This window comes from Streptomyces sp. BK79, assembly GCF_044142145.1.
Classification (GTDB): domain Bacteria; phylum Actinomycetota; class Actinomycetes; order Streptomycetales; family Streptomycetaceae; genus Streptomyces.
The window spans coordinates 11,352-27,203 of the sequence record NZ_JBHVOC010000033.1; the positions used below are offsets into that span (position 1 = coordinate 11,352).

General features: G+C 68.7%; 5 protein-coding genes and 1 pseudogene. 3 read left to right on the plus strand and 3 right to left on the minus strand.

Annotated features, from left to right (window positions below):
* The first annotated feature begins 310 nt into the window (after positions 1 to 310).
* The 3 genes and pseudogenes from ACFIF2_RS32375 to ACFIF2_RS32385 all read left to right on the plus strand — a co-directional run bounded on the left by ACFIF2_RS32375 (position 311) and on the right by ACFIF2_RS32385 (position 3,496).
* Positions 311 to 2,002, plus strand: coding sequence for a replication initiator (locus tag ACFIF2_RS32375; RefSeq protein WP_395576846.1), 1,692 nt, complete (start codon positions 311 to 313; stop codon positions 2,000 to 2,002).
* A 35-nt stretch (positions 2,003 to 2,037) separates the two neighbouring features.
* Positions 2,038 to 2,186, plus strand: a pseudogene (locus ACFIF2_RS32380) (DNA-binding protein).
* On the plus strand, positions 2,186 to 3,496 hold the full coding sequence (locus ACFIF2_RS32385) for a tyrosine-type recombinase/integrase (RefSeq protein ID WP_395576847.1): 1,311 nt from the start codon (positions 2,186 to 2,188) through the stop codon (positions 3,494 to 3,496). Before ACFIF2_RS32380 ends, ACFIF2_RS32385 begins: the two are co-directional and overlap by 1 nt.
* 96 nt (positions 3,497 to 3,592) lie before the next feature.
* On the opposite strand, the gene ACFIF2_RS32390 is transcribed toward ACFIF2_RS32385, so the two are convergent.
* The 3 genes from ACFIF2_RS32390 to ACFIF2_RS32400 all read right to left on the minus strand — a co-directional run bounded on the left by ACFIF2_RS32390 (position 3,593) and on the right by ACFIF2_RS32400 (position 15,436).
* Positions 3,593 to 4,105 carry a hypothetical protein gene (locus tag ACFIF2_RS32390; RefSeq protein ID WP_395576848.1) on the minus strand — a complete coding sequence of 171 codons (513 nt, stop codon included), beginning with the start codon at positions 4,103 to 4,105 and terminating at the stop codon, positions 3,593 to 3,595.
* Positions 4,102 to 10,986, minus strand: coding sequence for a polymorphic toxin-type HINT domain-containing protein (locus ACFIF2_RS32395; RefSeq protein ID WP_395576849.1), 6,885 nt, complete (start codon positions 10,984 to 10,986; stop codon positions 4,102 to 4,104). Before ACFIF2_RS32395 ends, ACFIF2_RS32390 begins: the two co-directional genes overlap by 4 nt.
* Before the next feature lie 148 nt (positions 10,987 to 11,134).
* Positions 11,135 to 15,436 (minus strand): LamG-like jellyroll fold domain-containing protein, encoded by a 4,302-nt coding sequence (locus ACFIF2_RS32400; RefSeq protein WP_395576850.1) that lies wholly within the window; start codon positions 15,434 to 15,436, stop codon positions 11,135 to 11,137.
* Positions 15,437 to 15,852 lie beyond the last annotated feature (416 nt).

The window sequence follows — 15,852 nt, forward strand, 5'->3', positions numbered from 1 at the left end:
CCGCAGGTCACCCGCATTCTCTGCGCCACTACCACCGAAATCCGGCCCGTCCAAAACGGAAGACCGGGGCCACAGTACGCGCGTCCCCACCGGCCACCGAAATAGATGAGGAGGGATGCAGTTGAATGCGCCGTTGAAGCGATGCTACTTTCACGCACCGCCGCAGGGCAGCACCGCTGACCAGGGCAGATGCCCCCGGCCCACCGCCCGCGCCCGTCATCGCGCGCCCCGTTCCCTCGCGCACTGACGCCCCCGGGTCGCCCCGAAGGCACCTCTCTCTTCTCCCGACTCCTACCGGAGGCCTGTCGCCATGCCCGCACAGCTCCAACTCCCCTCCCCCACAACCCCGTCCGCGATCTCGAACACGACGTTCGCCGCACCAGTGCACACCCCGAAGGCCAATACGTCCGCGAACGGGGGCTCGGCGCTGGAACGCCGGGCGCGGCTGACCGCCAGGCTGGCCAAGCTCGCCGCCGCCGGACACCTCGCGCCCCTGGCCCGGCAGATCGGCTCACTCGGCGGCTGCGCCGGTCCCATCCGTATGACCGGACACCGCACCCGCCTCGACACCGCTACCGGCCAGATCCTCGACCACTTCGACACCCGCCACCTGCCCGCCGGTGAACTCCTGGTGCGGTGCGGCAATCGCCGCGCCACCCGCTGCCCGGCCTGCTCCACCCGCTACCGCTACGACACCTATCAGCTCATCGCCGCCGGACTGCGCGGCGGGAAGACCGTCCCGGCCAGCGTCGCCACCCATCCGCGCGTCTTCGCGACCCTCACCGCCCCCGGTTTTGGCCCCGTCCACAATCAGCCCGGTGGGGCCTCGTGTGTCTGCGGCACCCGGCATGGCGACGACGATCCGCTGCTCGGCACGCCCCTGAACCCGCAGCGCTACGACTACACCGGCGCGGTGCTGTGGAACGCCCACGCCCCCGCGCTGTGGGCTCGCTTCACCACCCACCTGCGCCGCGAGATCGCCCACGCCGCCGGACTCACCCAGCGCACCCTGCGCCACCACGCGACCCTGTCGTACGCCAAGGTCGCCGAATACCAAAAGCGCGGCCAGATCCACTTCCATACCGTGATCCGCATCGACGGACCCACCGGCCCCATCAGCACCCCACCCACCTGGGCCACCACAGAACTCCTCGACCACGCCGTCCGCGCCGCCGCCCAGCGCACCCGCGTCCAGCACCAACGCCCCTCCGAGGCAGGGACGGCCGACGGGTCACAGCAGCCGGAGCCCACGGTGTTCCGGTTCGGGCAGCAGATCGACGTCCGCGCGATCCGCAGCACCGACTTCACCGGCGACGGCCCCGTCACCGACCGGCACGTCGCCGCCTACATCGCCAAGTACGCCACCAAGGGAGCCGAGACCACCACCGGCACCCTCGACCACCGACTCCGCTTCCTCGCCGAACTAGCCCAGCACGACCTCACCGACCACGCCCGCCGCATGATCCACACCGCCTGGCACCTCGGTGTGCGACCCGAGCACGCCCACCTGCGGCTGCGTCAGTGGGCCCACATGCTCGGCTTCCGAGGCCACTTCTCCACCCGCACCCGCCACTACTCCACCACCCTGGCCCACCTCCGAGCCGAACGCACCGCCTGGCGAACCAACCGAACCGAAACCCAGACCCCCGCCCCCGCCCCGGCGTCGGCGCAGTCCGGCCAGACAAGCGGTAGTCCGATCGGTGACCAGGCCCAGCACTCCGCTGACCCGACCGCCGGTCACCGCAACAGCGGCGGTCAACGCGTGAACTCGGACACCACGCTGGTCATCTCCCACTGGCAGTACGCCGGAACCGGCCTCCTACCCGAACACGAACACCTCGCCGACCTTCTGACCGCAACACGGCAGACCCAACCCGAGCAACCGACCCACACCCAGCGCTCGAAGCGCTCCAGTGACCGCGCTAGCGACCGCGCCGGTCACCCGGTCGGTCACTCCACCAATCGGCTGACCAGTGCCGTCCGGTCAAGGGCCGTCGCGTGACCGCCGGCACGGAACTCCTCACCGTCCCCCAGGTCATGGAACGCCTCCAACTCGGCCGCACCGCCGTCTACGACCTCATCCGCACCCACCAACCCCCTCCCTCACCCTCGGCCGCGCCCGCCGCATCCCCACCCACGCCCTCACCGACTTCATCCACACCCGCCTCGAACAGGAAACCGCCTGATGACCACGCCCCGCCCCGCCTCGTCCCGCCGCTCCCGCACCCGCGCGAACGGCGACGGAACCGTCTACCAACGCAAGGACAGCCGCTGGGAAGCCGCTGGATACGTCCTCGCCCCCGACAACACCCGCAAACGCATCCACGTCTACGGCACCACCCGAAAAGAAGCCCTGGCCAAACTTACCGAGAAGATCGCCAATAGCAACCGCGGCCTCCCCGTACCCTCCGCGCAGGGCAGCCTGGCCGCGTACCTGACGTACTGGCTGGAGAACGTCGCCGTCCACCAACTCCGCGAGAACACCCACACCCGCTACACCGCCGTCGCCCGGCACTACCTCATCCCCGGCCTCGGACGGAAGAAGCTCGCCAAGCTCACCGCCAAGGACGTTCGCACCTGGCTCAACCAGCTCCGCACCACCTGCCAGTGCTGCACGCGCGGCATCGATACGGGCCGTGATGAACCCCGTTGCTGCGCCGTCGGAACGTGCTGCTCCAAGCGGCTCTCCCCACTGACGCTGGCCTACGTCCACTCGGTACTCAAGTCCGCACTCGAACACGCCGTGCGCGAGGAGGAGATCCCTCGCAACGTGGCCCGTAACGTCCGCACCGGCACACCCCGGCCCCGACGCTTCGAACCTCTTACCGCCGACGAAGCCCGCCAGATCCTCACCGCCGCGCGCGGACACCGGCTCCATGCCCTGTTCGAACTCGCCCTCCACACCGGACTCCGAAAGGGCGAACTCCTCGGCCTCCGTTGGGAAGACCTCGACCTCGACCGGGGCACGGCTGCCGTCCGCCGCACCTTGCAGCGCACCAACACGGGCGGACTCACCACGTTGCCCACAAAGACCCGGGCCTCCGAGCGCCGCATCGCCCTCCCCGCCCGCTGCCTCCAGTCGCTGAAGCACCACCGAGAGCAGCAGCAGCGCAAGCGGGAGGCCGCAGGCGCCACGTGGCAGTACAACGGGTACGTGTTCACCACGCCGCAGGGCAGGCCGATCGACCCGACCAACCTCACCCGCACCTTCACCACGCTCCTCCGCAAGGCCGGCCTCCGACGCATCCGATTTCACGACCTCAGGCACTCGACCGCGACGCTGCTCCTGGAGCAGGGAGTCGAACTCGTCGTGATCAAGGAACTCCTCGGCCACGCCCACATCGGCGTCACCGCAACCGTCTACGCCCATGTCCGACTCCGCCTCCAGCGCAACGCCATCGACCTCCTCGGCCACGCCCTCCGTAACCCCGCAGAGACCACCAGCCCGCTCGACGACGGCGGCGGCCCGCCACTGTGTGCGGCCCCTGTCCGTTGACGTTGCCGTCAACTACTGCCGTCAGAGCACGCTGAAGCCCCGCCAGGTGTCACCTGGCGGGGCTTCAGGTTTGCTATTGGGATCTCCTGAGATCCCTCACGAGATCGGAGCTGCTCGCGCGGTGAAATCCCGGGCCAGAGAGACCGACCAAATATCACCCCGCCGCAAGCTGTCTCCAGAGTCAGTCTCCAGGACGTGCACGATCGCCCTCGACTCCATCACCGAAAATCTGGAGTGAAAATGACGACCACGGTCACTGATCTGTGCGACTTGGAGACCTTCGGCAGTAGCGTTCGCCTGGAGGTCGCTGAACCGAACCCTCGACTCCATTTCCCCGTATTCCTCAATTAGGGAACTCGGCACAACGTCGGGAATGTCTTTGGCCAGCCTGTGAACTTGCAAGCTCACCTCGAAGCACTGCCAAATCTCGCCCTTCTTGAAGAACGAGAGCTCCACTAGCCCGTAGTCACGACGCATTCGACCCTTGCGCACGTCGTCTATGTACCCGGAGCCAAGCTTCGCTTCCCAAGCGTCAGGCCGCGCATCCAGCCCGAGCCCTTGGACGGCCCCAGACTTAAGGACCTCGACCAAGAATTGAAAGGCACTCACCCGAGTTTCTCCAAGTTCTTGATAAGGAAATGCATCTCTGCGGCACGATTGGATTGCATCCCGAATTCTCCGGCATTCATACTGGTGCGCGCAGATGTAGCCTTTGCGATGATGTCAGCCCTCAGGGCAGGATTCGAGTGAATCTCGTCCAGAACTTTTTGAACTTCCTTCGGGCTCGCCGTTCCGCTTCTCAGTCTAATTGCTTCGGCCCCAATTCCACCCTTGTCGTTCGGGAAGATTCGAACTTCGCTCTTCCCGATGTGGATGTGGGCACCCTTCGTCGCCCAGTCCTGATAGGCAACTGAAGCGTGGATACAGTTGCTGTTGTGAACGAGGACCGGAGTCTTACCCGCCAGCACATAGTACGTGTGCAGGTGGGCGACGGTGAGGTTGTGGACTGCTGCCGGAACCTGGCTGTGGCGTACAGCCGTGACACGCACGGTGCCACCTGCGTTGGTGCGCAGTTCCTGGCCGGTAGTCAGTTCGCCCGCGTCGAGCCAGCGGTCGAGAGCGGGAATCCAGAACGGGTGGCCGGCAGTCGCGGTGATCTGCACCTTCTCGCCGTCCACGGCGAGGGTCAGGGTGACCAGGTTCTTCAGCCCTTCGCCGGTGATTTCGGCGGTGACCGTCCGGGCCACAGCCTCGCCGGTCGCCGGGTCCGCCGCCATGACCTCGTCCCCGATACGGACGTCCTCGATGGGCTTGGTGCTGCCGTCCGCCATCAGTACTTCGGTTCCGGGAATGAAGCTGTTGCAAGACTTCAGGACCTTGGCACCCTTGAATACCCGGGCCCAGGGCAGGTCGAGCGCCGCTGAGCCGCAGGCCTTGACGCTGTCGCCGCTCAGGCAGCTCTTCCAGGCGTCGATGTCAGGGGTGACGAGTGCCAGGACGATCTTGTCGAACATGGTCACTTCGTGTTCGACAATGCCGAGCGCTTCCGCGGCACCGCAGAACGACTCGGTGTTGGCGTCCAGCGTGAAGCACTTGCGCTCCGCCCACGCCTCGATCCGGTCTCTCTCGTCGTACTGCGGGTACATCGCCTCCAGTTCGCGCGCGGAGGGGACCCGAATTTTTTCGATCCAGATTTCGCCCTTCTTCTCCGTGACGTTGATCGTCTTGCCTGGCGAGGTGGAGGACTTCTTGCCAGTGCCCTGATCGTTGCTCTTGCTGCCGCCGGTGTAGTAGAGGATGTCCTGGCCGTCGTCGCTGTAGCAGGCGTACGTGGTGCAGCCCGGGCCGTGGCCGTTGCCGGGCGCCCAGACGGAATCCGGGTTGTCGACGCTGCACCCGTCGCAGTACAGGCCGGACGGGTCGGAGAAGGTCAGCGGGTTGTTGTTGCTGTACGTGTAACCATTGATCTGCTGCGGGTCGGTCAGGTCCATGATCGGGTCGACCGACAGGAAGCGGCCCGTCGCCGGGTCGTACTCGCGGGCGCCGAGGTGGGTCAGTCCGGTAGCGACGTCTTGCGTGCCGCCGACGAAGCCCTTGGTACCTGGCCAGTCGACTGGTTCCTCTCCGCGGCTGCCGCCGAAGGGGGTGACGCGGCGTTGGGTAAGTTTCTGGGTTGCGGCGTCGATGGCGAGCAGGGCGGTGCCGTGGTGGTCGGCGGTGGTGAAGGTGACCGTGCCGTCGTCCTCCTGGACGGCGAGGTGGCCGCCGCCCAGGTCGAGGTACCGGGTCGCCTTGGGCGTGGTGGTGCCCTTGGCGACGGTGATCTCGGTGGACCCCAGGTAGAGGGTGGTTTCGGTCGGGCTCCGGGCGATCAGCCGGTTGCCGTCGGCGTCGTAGAGGTATGCGGTGACCTTCGGGGAGCCGCCCTCGATGGGTTCGGTGACCTTGGCGAGGCGCCCCTCGGCGTCGTAGTCGAGGTCCTGGGTGGTGCCGTCGCCGAGGGTGCGGGTGTCGGTGTTGCCGGCGGCGTCGTAGGTGTAGGAGTCGCCGGCGGTGACGCCGTTGCCGGAGCGGGTGACGGTCTTCAGTCCGTGCGGGCGGACTGTGGTGGCGCCGGGCGTGGGGTAGCCGTAGGTGCTGGTGACGTCCTTGGTGGTGTTACCGGTGACGTCGTGCTCGACCTCTGTGCTGCGGTTGCCGGTCTTGTCGTAGCCGTACGACGTCCAGTAGGGGGCCGGGCCGCCGAGCACTGGGGCACTGGGCGTGCTCGCGCAGGCAGCGGTGGGCTGGGTCCACGCCTCGGTCAGGCGGCGCAGGTGGTCATAGGTGAAGCATTGGGTGTCGGTGCCGGAGCGGGAGGTGTCGGAGACGGCGAGGACGTTGCCGGCCTCGTCGTAGCGGAAGGTGGAGGCCTGGTCGACGCCTGCCACGTCCTGGCGGTCGACGCGGGTGTAGGCCAGGCGCTGGGTGCCGGGCTCGTACTCGTTGGTGACCCAGGTCTTCTTGCCGCCCGTGTTCGACAGCTCGTACTGCAGGGGCTTGCCGGTCAGGTCGTGGGATGCCGTCGCTTTGATGCCCTCGCGGCCGTTTACGGCGGTGGGCCACAGGGTGTCGTCCTGGTAGGTGTAGGCCATGGTGGAGGCGGCCAGCGCGCCCGCCTTGGGCAGGCCGATGCCGCCGATCAGGCCCGATTCCTTGTAGTCGGCCGTCGACAGGTAGGTTCCGGACAGTCCTTGGTTAGCGGTGGTGGCCGGGATGGTCACCGAGGTCCGCAGTGGCCGGTAGAGCCGGTCGTAGCCGAGCACCTTGGAGGTGTAGGCCTGGCCGTCGGTGTCGTAGCGGGTGGACTCGGCGAGGTGTCCCTTGGCGCCGGTGACCGTGTCGTACGTCCACTTGGCGCGCAGCGGTCCGGTGGCGGAGCCTGTGCGGAGTTCGGTTTTGCGGTCGAGTCCGTCGTAGCCGTAGGCCAGTGAGGTGCCTCGGGCGTCCAGGGTGGAGGTCATCCTGCCGCGGTCGTCGTAGAAGTACTTCAGTGTGCCCTTGTCGGGGTCCTTAGCGAGTGTGAGCTGCCCGAGCAGGTCGTAGTCGTAGGTCCATTCGTTGCCGGCCGGGTCGGTGACCTTGGACAGGGATCCTGCAGGGGTGAAGGCGTAGGTCGTGGTGTCGTAGGTGGACTCGGCGGCGCGCTGGTGGTGCTGGCGCATCTCGGTGGTGCGGCCGTGGGCGTCGGTGAGTGTGGTGACGGCGGTGCCGCCGGCGGGCGGGATCACTGTGGTGCGGTCGCCGCCGTACAGGGTGCGGGTGATGCCCAGGACTTTGCCGCCGTCGCCGTTGCCGAAGATCTGCCGGTGTTCGGTCTGCCGGCCGAGGCCGTCGTAGGTGTAGCGGTTCTGGGTCTCCACACCGAGGGCGTCCTTGGGCTCGACGAGGGTGGTGGAGGGTTTGGTGGTGGCGTAGTAGGGCGCGAACTCCTTGGCTGTGAGGCCGCGTTCGTCGTAGAAGGTGTCGGCGATCAGGCGTCCGCCGTCGGGTCCGGGGTTCTGGCTCTGGCGGGGGCGCAGGAGGCCGTCGTAGAGGACGTAGGAGGTGATCTGGGCGCCGTTGTTGCCGATGGTTCTGGTGCCGACCGCGATCGGCTGATTCTCGGCGACCGTGTACGTGTACTCGTAGGTGGGGACGTCGGAGGTGGTGCGGTCGGCGAGCCAGATCTTCGACTTGCGGCCCAGTGCGTCGTAGGCGAACTGGGTGACCTTGCCGTTGGTGTCGGTCTGGGTCAGTGGCACGCCGCGTGCCGGGTCGTGCGTGGTGGTCTCGGAGTGGGAGGTGGTGCTGTCGCTCGGTGTTACCGGTGGTGTGGTGACTTTCGCGGAGGTGGGGAAGCCGGTGGTCGGTGTGTAGGCGGTGGTGGTGGTGCGGCCGTCGGTGCGGGCAGTGCGGGTGAGAACTCCGGCCTTGACGGTGAGGGTGGCGCTGAGGTCTTTGGTGGTGAGTTTGCGGCCGTAGCTGTCGTAGGTGGCGGCGTTCTCGGTGTAGGTGGCGGTGGTGCCGTCGTGGGCCTTGAGCAGGGCGGTCGCTGTGGGGTCGCCCTTGGTGGGTGCCGCGTCGTGGGCGAGGCCGTCGTAGGCGGTGCGTACGTCGGAGATGACGTCTTTGGTGCGGTCCGGGGTGGTGGCGCAGGGTTTGGCGACCTTCTCCACCCGGGCGGGCAGCGTCATGATCGCGCCGGCCGCGGGGTAGGAGGTGCGGGTGCAGGTGTCGTCGGTGGTGACGGCGTCATCACCGCGGTCGTCGGTCTGGGTGATGCGGCCTGTGGCTGGGTCGAAGGTGGTCTGTGTGGTGGTCGTGCGCCACTTGGCGCCGGCGCCGTTGTCGAGTGACGTCCAGGTCCGGCTCTGTGCGGTGCCGGTGAGGTTGGCGGTGATGGTGCCCCAGTCCCGAACGCGTTCGGCGGTCTGGTGGTGCCAGGGGCGGTTGACGGTTTTGGTGAGGACCTGGCCACCGGGCGCGGAGTAACCGACGGTCCTGTATGCGAAGCCGGCCGCTGATTCGTGGTCGGTGATGGGCTCGCCCTCGCCGGTGTCCAGCGTGACGCTGATGGACTTGGTGCCGCCCGCGGGTTCCTTGCGGTCGCCGTTCATGCCGCGCAGGTAGTAGGTGTCGTTCTGGGTCCGCATCGCGGTGGCGTCGCCTTGGCCGCCGGTCTTGACCCGGACGTGGCCGTAGCCGCGCCACTGCGACCAGGTCTTGGACTTCTCTTTGGTCAGGCCGTCGTCATCGTCGTAGTGCCAGGCGGCGCCGTCCAGGTACTCGTAGGCGGTGACCTGGTCCGGGGCGCCGCCGGTGCGGTCGGTGCGGGTCACCGTGGAGGTGACGTATTTGTTGAACCAGTGCAGGTCCGGGTCGTCGGTGCTGCTGCCGCCGATGTATTGGGGGAAGCAGCGGGTGGTGTTGGTCTGCGGGGTCGGCAGCGCGTCCGCAGTGCAGGCGGGTGCCGAGTATCCGACATCGATCTGGCCGCCGGCCTCGTCGGCGACGGTGGCCAGGCGTTCTTTGATGAAGGGGGCGTACCCGTCGCCGGTGCGGTCAAGGCGGTTGGCGAGCTGGGCGTAGGTGAAGGTGGTCTTCGGCAGGGTGATGGCTGGGGTGCCGGTGTGCCCGGTGCGCTGCACGGATTCCAGCAGCAGCTGGTAGTCGGTGTCAGCCATGCCCCAGCGGTGGCCGAGTTTCCAGGAATCGACCGCGCTGTAGGCGCCGGCCTTGAGTACCTGGGTGTCGACCTGGGTGAGCCGCTTGCGGGTGAAGAACACCGGGGCGAGCCGGCCCTGGTCGCAGGTGGCTGCGGCCTCGCAGTTCATGTCCCAGGGGGTGTCGTACCAGTAGGCGGCGTCCTTGCCGATGTCGGTGCAGGTGGTGTTCGTGTCGGGCAGGCACCGCTCGCCGCTGGTGAAGTCGACCTTGGCCAGGGCCTGCGCCGTGTACATGGAGGTGGACTTCAGGCCGTATTCGATCCGGTCGAGGGAGCCGCCGCGCACGTAGCGGGTGTTGGCCTTCTCGTCGAGGTTGCGGCCGTAGGAGTTCCACTCCTTGTCGTAGTAGTAAGCGATGGCGTTGCCGTGCGGGTCGACGACGTAGTCCAGGTTCCAGCGCCAGCCTTGCTGGCACCAGGAGTCGGCGAAGGCGGCGGCGTGGCAGGGCTCGTTGGTGTCGTCGCCGAAGACCGGGGCGGTCCAGGTGGAGTCGGTGGTCTCCTTGCCGGTGGCCCAGCCGGGCAGCCGGTTGTAGCCGAAGTAGTACTGGACTCCGTCGGGTGTGGTGACCTTCCAGTACTCGTCGTTGCGCGCTCCGTTGTCGCGTACGTCCGTGGCGGAACCGCGCAGGCGCTGGATCTTGGTGCCGTCGTCGTCGCGGAGCCGGAAGGTGTCGGTGCCGGTCGGTACGAGTTCGCCGCCCTTGCCGTTGAAGGAGATGAAGGCGTTGTCGTAGGCCCAGCACTGGTCGGCGGGCTTGCCGCCGTCGGCTCGCTCGACGCCGTCGTCGGCGCAGGACTTGTAGCGTCTCTCGATGGATCCGGGCCACAGGTCGAACCCGTCGCCCGCCCAGGAGCCCTGGTTGTTGGAGTTACCGGTGCGGCCGTCGATCGCCCCGGACGAGTAGGACAGGCCGACGCTCGGCGTCAGCTCGCCGGGTACCTTCGGCACGGGCATCTCGTACGACCAGGCGAAGTCGCCAGTGTTCAGGTTTGTGCTCCACTGCGCGGACGGTGCGAGCGGGGTCGCTTTGTAGTCGCCGCCCATGCTGGCGTCTTCGGCGACGGCCGCGAGGACGGTGACGCCGGTGCCCTGGAGGGGGAGGCGCTCTGCGGTGAGGGTCTGGCGTTCGGTGTCGTTGACGGTTTCGACGGGCGTCGCCGTACGGCAGGCCGTTTTCGCCGGGGTGGTGAGCGCGCAGGCCGGTAGCCGGACCAGATTCAGTCGGTCGGCGTAACCGCCGCCGAAGGACCCGGCGAATGTGGAGTAGTCGAGGCGGGCGCGGACCGTGGAGCTCTGTGTGTGGGCCGGGTCAGCCGCCTGGAGGGTGAACACCGGGCCGTCGGTTCCGGCTCGCTGTGCCGTCGCGCGGTCCAGGAAGCGGGCGCGCACCGTGTCGGGGGCCCGGGTGCCGCCCACCGCGAGGGGCATGCCCTTCGCGGGGACGACTGCGGAGGAGGAGTCGGGCAGGTTGACGGTGGCCGTGGCGGTCCTTGGCCATGTGGCGCGTGGGGCCTGCGCGGGGGTGCGGGGCCCCTTCATGGCCGTGCGGGGGGTGACGGTGACCGGTTCGACGGACACCGGTGTGGCGGAGGCGGGCAGGTCGGGGCGGCCGGTGCCGCGGTCGGCGGCGGTCGCGGGCTGCGCTACTGCCTGGAGCAGGGTGCCGATCAAAACCGTGGCCGAGGCCAGGGCGACGCGGCGGCGCAGGGCACGGACTCGCGTCCGCGGTCTACCGTTCATCCTCGTCCTTCATCCCTCGCAGGAGGCAACCCGGGTGGGGTGCGTATGGGGTGTCGTGCGGGTCGGTCAGAGCGGGCGAGCACGGCCCAAGGTGCGGGCGGTCCCGCCACCGCTGCCGCGGCGGCGGGACCCGCTCCGCGGGTGGCGGTCAGCCGTTGTCCGGGACGGTCGTGGGCGTGCCCGGCTGACCGATCGCCAGTTGCTGGATCTGCGTGTCGTCCAGGGCACCCTGGAAGGTCCACAGGTCCGAGATGGCGCCGGGGAAGTAGGCGCCGCCCCGGTCTCGGCCGAGCTGCAGCGACTGCACGGCCTTGAAGGTGACGGCGTTCTCGGAGTACGAGACCCGGTCGGTGCAGCCGGCCACGTCGGGCGCGCCGTCCTCGTCGGTGTCCGGGCAAGCGACCTCCTCCAGCTCACCGTTGACGTAGAGCCTCAGCTCCCGTGCGAAGCCGTCGTAGACCAACGCCAGGTGCGTCCAGTCCTCCGGGCCGTGGAACCGCCCGTTGTCCACCTGTACGGACTCGGCTGTACTGGTGTCGGCGGCGGTGGTGCCGATGCGCCAGCGTCCGCCGTCGCTGTCCGGGGTGTCGGAGGGCACGTACCGCAGGGAGAAAGCGTCCTTCACGGCGCCGGGTGCGCTGAGCAGCGCGGCCTCACGGGTGGGTACGCCCGCTGTGTGGGCGAACGCGCTGACGGTGAAGCTGGCGCTGGTGTCGACGGGAACGACACCGCTCGCGGTGGCAGCGTAGTCGTCGATGCCGTCGAGGGTGAGGCCGCCGTCGACCCAGGGGTCACCGAGCGCGGCGCCCTTGTTGAGGGTCAGGCCTGCGCCGGCGGGTCCGGAGTCCGGCGTGAGCGGCGGCGTGGCCGTGGACGCGGTCTCGAACTTCCAGCGGCTCTTGACCACCGGGTGCTGGCGGAACAGCTGGCGCACCTCATCGTCGGAGACGGCCCGGTCGTAGAGGCGTACGTCGTCCATGGCGCCCTTGAGCGGGCTGATCAGCTTGCCTGCGTGGTAGGTGCCTCCGAGGGAAACCTCGCCGACGGCCAGCCAGGGCGTGGTGAAGGCCTCGGAGGCCGCGAGGGTGCCGTTGACGTAGAGCCGGATCTGCGCGGCGTCGAGGTCGTAGACACCAACGACGTGATTCCACTCTCCGTGCCGGGCGGCGGCGCAGGAGGTATTGGCCGGGCATGCGGTCTGGGTGGCACGGACCACTGTGGAGTCGGTCTCGTTGCTCTGTTCCCGCATGAACACCCAGCCGCCCAGGGCCGTGGAATGGTACAGCTCGAAGCCCGGGTTGACCGTGCTCGACTGGGCGACCGCAGACATGGCCCGAGCCTCCTTGTCCTTGGGCAGCTTCACCCAGGCGGAGACCGCGAAGCTCTGGTAGGTGTCCATGATCGGCCGGCCGGTGGTCGCGTAGTCGTCGACCCCGTCGAACTGCAGGGCCTTGCCGGCGATCCCGCTGGCGCCGCTGACGGTGCCGCCCTTCAGCTCGGCGGGCACCTCCTGGGCCCGGCCTTTCAGCGCGACGGCGTCGGTGGTCTCGTCCAGCGGGAACACCAGTTTGGCGGGCCGCGCTGAGGTGACCGGGCGGTGCTCGGCGAGCTGGGTGACCTGGCCGTCGGTGACCTGGTAGTCGAAGAACTGGACCTCGTCCACGGAGCCCTTGAAGAAGTTGGAGACGGTCCCGTAGTGCGAGGCGGCGCCGATCAGGGTGCGGCCGCGGGCGTCCCACGCGGTGGTCGTGGCCGGGGTGGTGGCGACGAGCGCGCCGTCCACGTACAGCTTCATGGTCTGGGCTGGAACGTTGTAGGCGGCGACGAGGTGGGTCCACCGGTTGACGCGGTCGGCCTGGCAGGTGCTGTCACCGCTGGGGCAGGCGGGCTGGCCGGCCCGCAGCGTGGTGGTGCCGGCCCCGTCTACGGTGTGCTTGAGGAACTGCCAGCCGCCGAGCGCCACCGAGTAGTACACCTCGTAGCCGCTGGTGCTGGAGCCCGCCTGGGCGACGGCGACCGGTGCGCCGGACGGTGCGGCGGGCAGCTTCGCCCACAACGACACCGAGAAGCTCTTGGCGGTGTTGAGGACCGGGGAGTCGCTGGCCGCGTAGTCGTCGGTGCCATCCAGCTCCAGGCCGTTGCCCGTCACCCCCGCAGCGCCGGGCCGCAGGCCGCCGTACAGCGCGGCGGGCCAGTCTCCACCGGAGCCCGTGACACGGGTCGCACCGGCGTCCTCGTCAAGCGGCCAGGACAGCCGGTCGGGCTGGCCGGACCGGACCCGGAAGTAGTACGTGCGGGTCTCGGAGCCGTTGCCCGCGGCGTCGAAAGCCTTGGCCGTGATGAAGTTGACGCCGGGTTTGGTCGGCATGAACTTCATCGTCTTGGTGCCGCCGCCCGAGGTGGTCAGCGAGCGGGCGCTGGTGGGCGAGCCGTTGACGCCGAACCAGTACTTGGTGACGTCCGTGGAGGAGGAGTCGATGGTGAAGGTGCCGTAGCGGCCGACACCGTCCCACCAGGGGTCTTGCGGGTCGGCGGCGTCGGAACGCGGGTAGTGCGTCGAGCTGATCGAAGGACCGGCGGGTACGGAGGTGTCGTAGACGAAATAGCAGCCGTGCGCCTTGTCCGCGCTCCACGGCGACCACTGGCCTCCGTCCCAGGCCCGCGCCTCCCAGGAGACCGTCTTGTTCTGCGGCACAGACGTGGGCAGCTGGACGGAGAAGTCCGAACCGGAGGCCTTGGCGGTGCTCTTCGCGGAGATCCAGCGCTGCTTGAAGCCGTCGCCGCTGTCCCACAGCGCACGGAACTGCACCTGGACACGGTCACCGTCCGGGTCGGTCACGTCACTGGCCCGCACGGTCGCCCGGGAGCGCACCCGCACCGCGCCGGAGCTGGTCGCGCAAGGGCCGCCCGGGTCCATCGTGAGCTTGCCGGTGCTGATCCTCGGCGGCGGCCGGTTGTACTGCACCCGCAGGTAAGCGTCGTCGGAGAAACGCTTCCACGTGTAGCGGTCGTCCTCACTGGTGGCCCGCAGGCCGAAAGTGAGAGTCGACCACTTGCCGGCCGCCGCCTGGGCGACAGCGCCCTTCACATCGAACTCGGCGTCCGCCGCGGCACAGCCTTCGTAGCCGTGGGCGAAGCTGCGGGTCTGCAGGTGGTCGACCCAGAAACCGGAGGCGTTCTGACTGTTCCAGGTGGTACCGGAGTTGATGCCCTTGGTGCGCCAGAGCTGCACCTCACGGGCCTGGCAGGACGCGGCGTGTGTCTCGCGGACAACGAACTCGGCGGACAGAATGCTGCGGCCCGCGAACTTGGTCGTCGGGATCTGGTAAAAGAGCCGCTTCGTGTCCTGCGGCTGGCAGTAGTTCCAGCCGCAGTAGCCCAGGCCCGCATCTGGATCGCCGTTGAACTTCCACTGCGGCGACGAAGCCCAGTACTTGGAGGCTACCGTCCAGGCAGTGCCACGCGGTGAGTACCACTGCGGGTCGATGAAGACCGGGTACACGGTCCCGGAACCTGCCAGCAGGTCCTGGTCCGGGGTGAGCACCAGCTCGTCACCGCCGGACGACACCTCGACACCGACCGGGGCCAGCCGCCCCGAATCGGCGGCCGTGGGCTCCGCCTCCGCAGTCCCGGCATCGGTGCCGACGGCCTGGGCGGTTTTGGCAGTCACGGCCGAAGCCAAGTCCGCGGCCGGCGCAGGGGCCGCGGAACCGGCGTCCGGTTGGGCGCCGGTGCTGGAGTCCCACATCATCGGGCGCGGCGCCTCGAACACGACGCCGCCCGCCCCCTCGTCGACCGCTTCAAGACCGCCTTCCGCGGTCTCCCGCGTCTGGAGCCCGTCCGCCCCAAGCCGCAGCCGAAGCCGATCGAGTTCCTCGCTGCGCGCCGCCTCGGCCGTCTTGACGACCAGGAGCTGAGTGAAGCCATCGGGCCGCGCGGCGAGGCGCAGGTCGACGTCGGGAAGGATGTCGGGGTAGGTGGCCGTGTCCCCGTCCAGAACCGGAGCGGGGACCTCCCCGGGCCACGACAGCTCCAGCGTCCGTCCGCCCCGCTCCAACCGCACCAGCGGCCCGTCGCCGCCGCCCGAGAACGCCAGACCGACCGTCGCCGCGGCGGGCGCGACCATGCCCTGGTCCGGGCCGGTGCCGAGCGCGGCGAGCCGCGTGTCGACCGCCCGCCACTCACCGTCGACACGGGTGCGTACCGGCCGCAGATGCTCACGGGCCTCCAGGGTGCCCTCCGGCGTGGCATACACCTCGGAAGACTCGCCACGCAGAGCAAGAACCTCCACGTCACGGCCCGTGCGCCCCGCCTCAGCCAGCGCCTCCGCCTCGGTCGCGGCACCAGCACTCTGCCCCGCCCCGGTGGACTCCTGCCGGACCGCAGGGCTCACCGCACCGGCAGGGAGCGCACCCAGCGGCAGCAGGCCGACCGCTACGGCAACCGCCACACCGACAGCTACCGCCCCGACCGGTCTTCCCGAACTCCCACGCGCGCGCCCGCCACGAAACATCCCCGCCCCCCGCCAGCCATCCCCGACTGTGATCTTGCTGTGACCCCGTCAAGTTAGGAGGCAGTGGGGCCGGAACTATGAATTCCTGTTGACCGAACAGTGAAGTCAATCAAGACGAATATGAAGCAAGGGAAAAGGAAGGGTGAAGAGGACCGGCTTAGACACCATCCACCATTTCGGAACCGCCACCAGGCACCACACGTTCACCAACCCAGCCACAGAGCCCGGAACGTTCGGAGCGATCGGCGGCGCACTCAGCGCCCCATCACGCGAGGCCCAGGACGCGGCCCGCTGCGGGCCTGGACACGGTCCATAGGACCGTTGACCGGCCTCGGGTGAGTGATCGGTCGCAA

Excerpts from the sequence above, each read along its gene's own strand:
- ACFIF2_RS32395 (WP_395576849.1), bottom strand. The coding sequence starts at position 10,986 with ATGAACGGTAGACCGCGGACGCGAGTCCGTGCCCTGCGCCGCCGCGTC.
- ACFIF2_RS32375 (WP_395576846.1), top strand. The coding sequence starts at position 311 with ATGCCCGCACAGCTCCAACTCCCCTCCCCCACAACCCCGTCCGCGATC.
- ACFIF2_RS32385 (WP_395576847.1), top strand. The coding sequence starts at position 2,186 with ATGACCACGCCCCGCCCCGCCTCGTCCCGCCGCTCCCGCACCCGCGCG.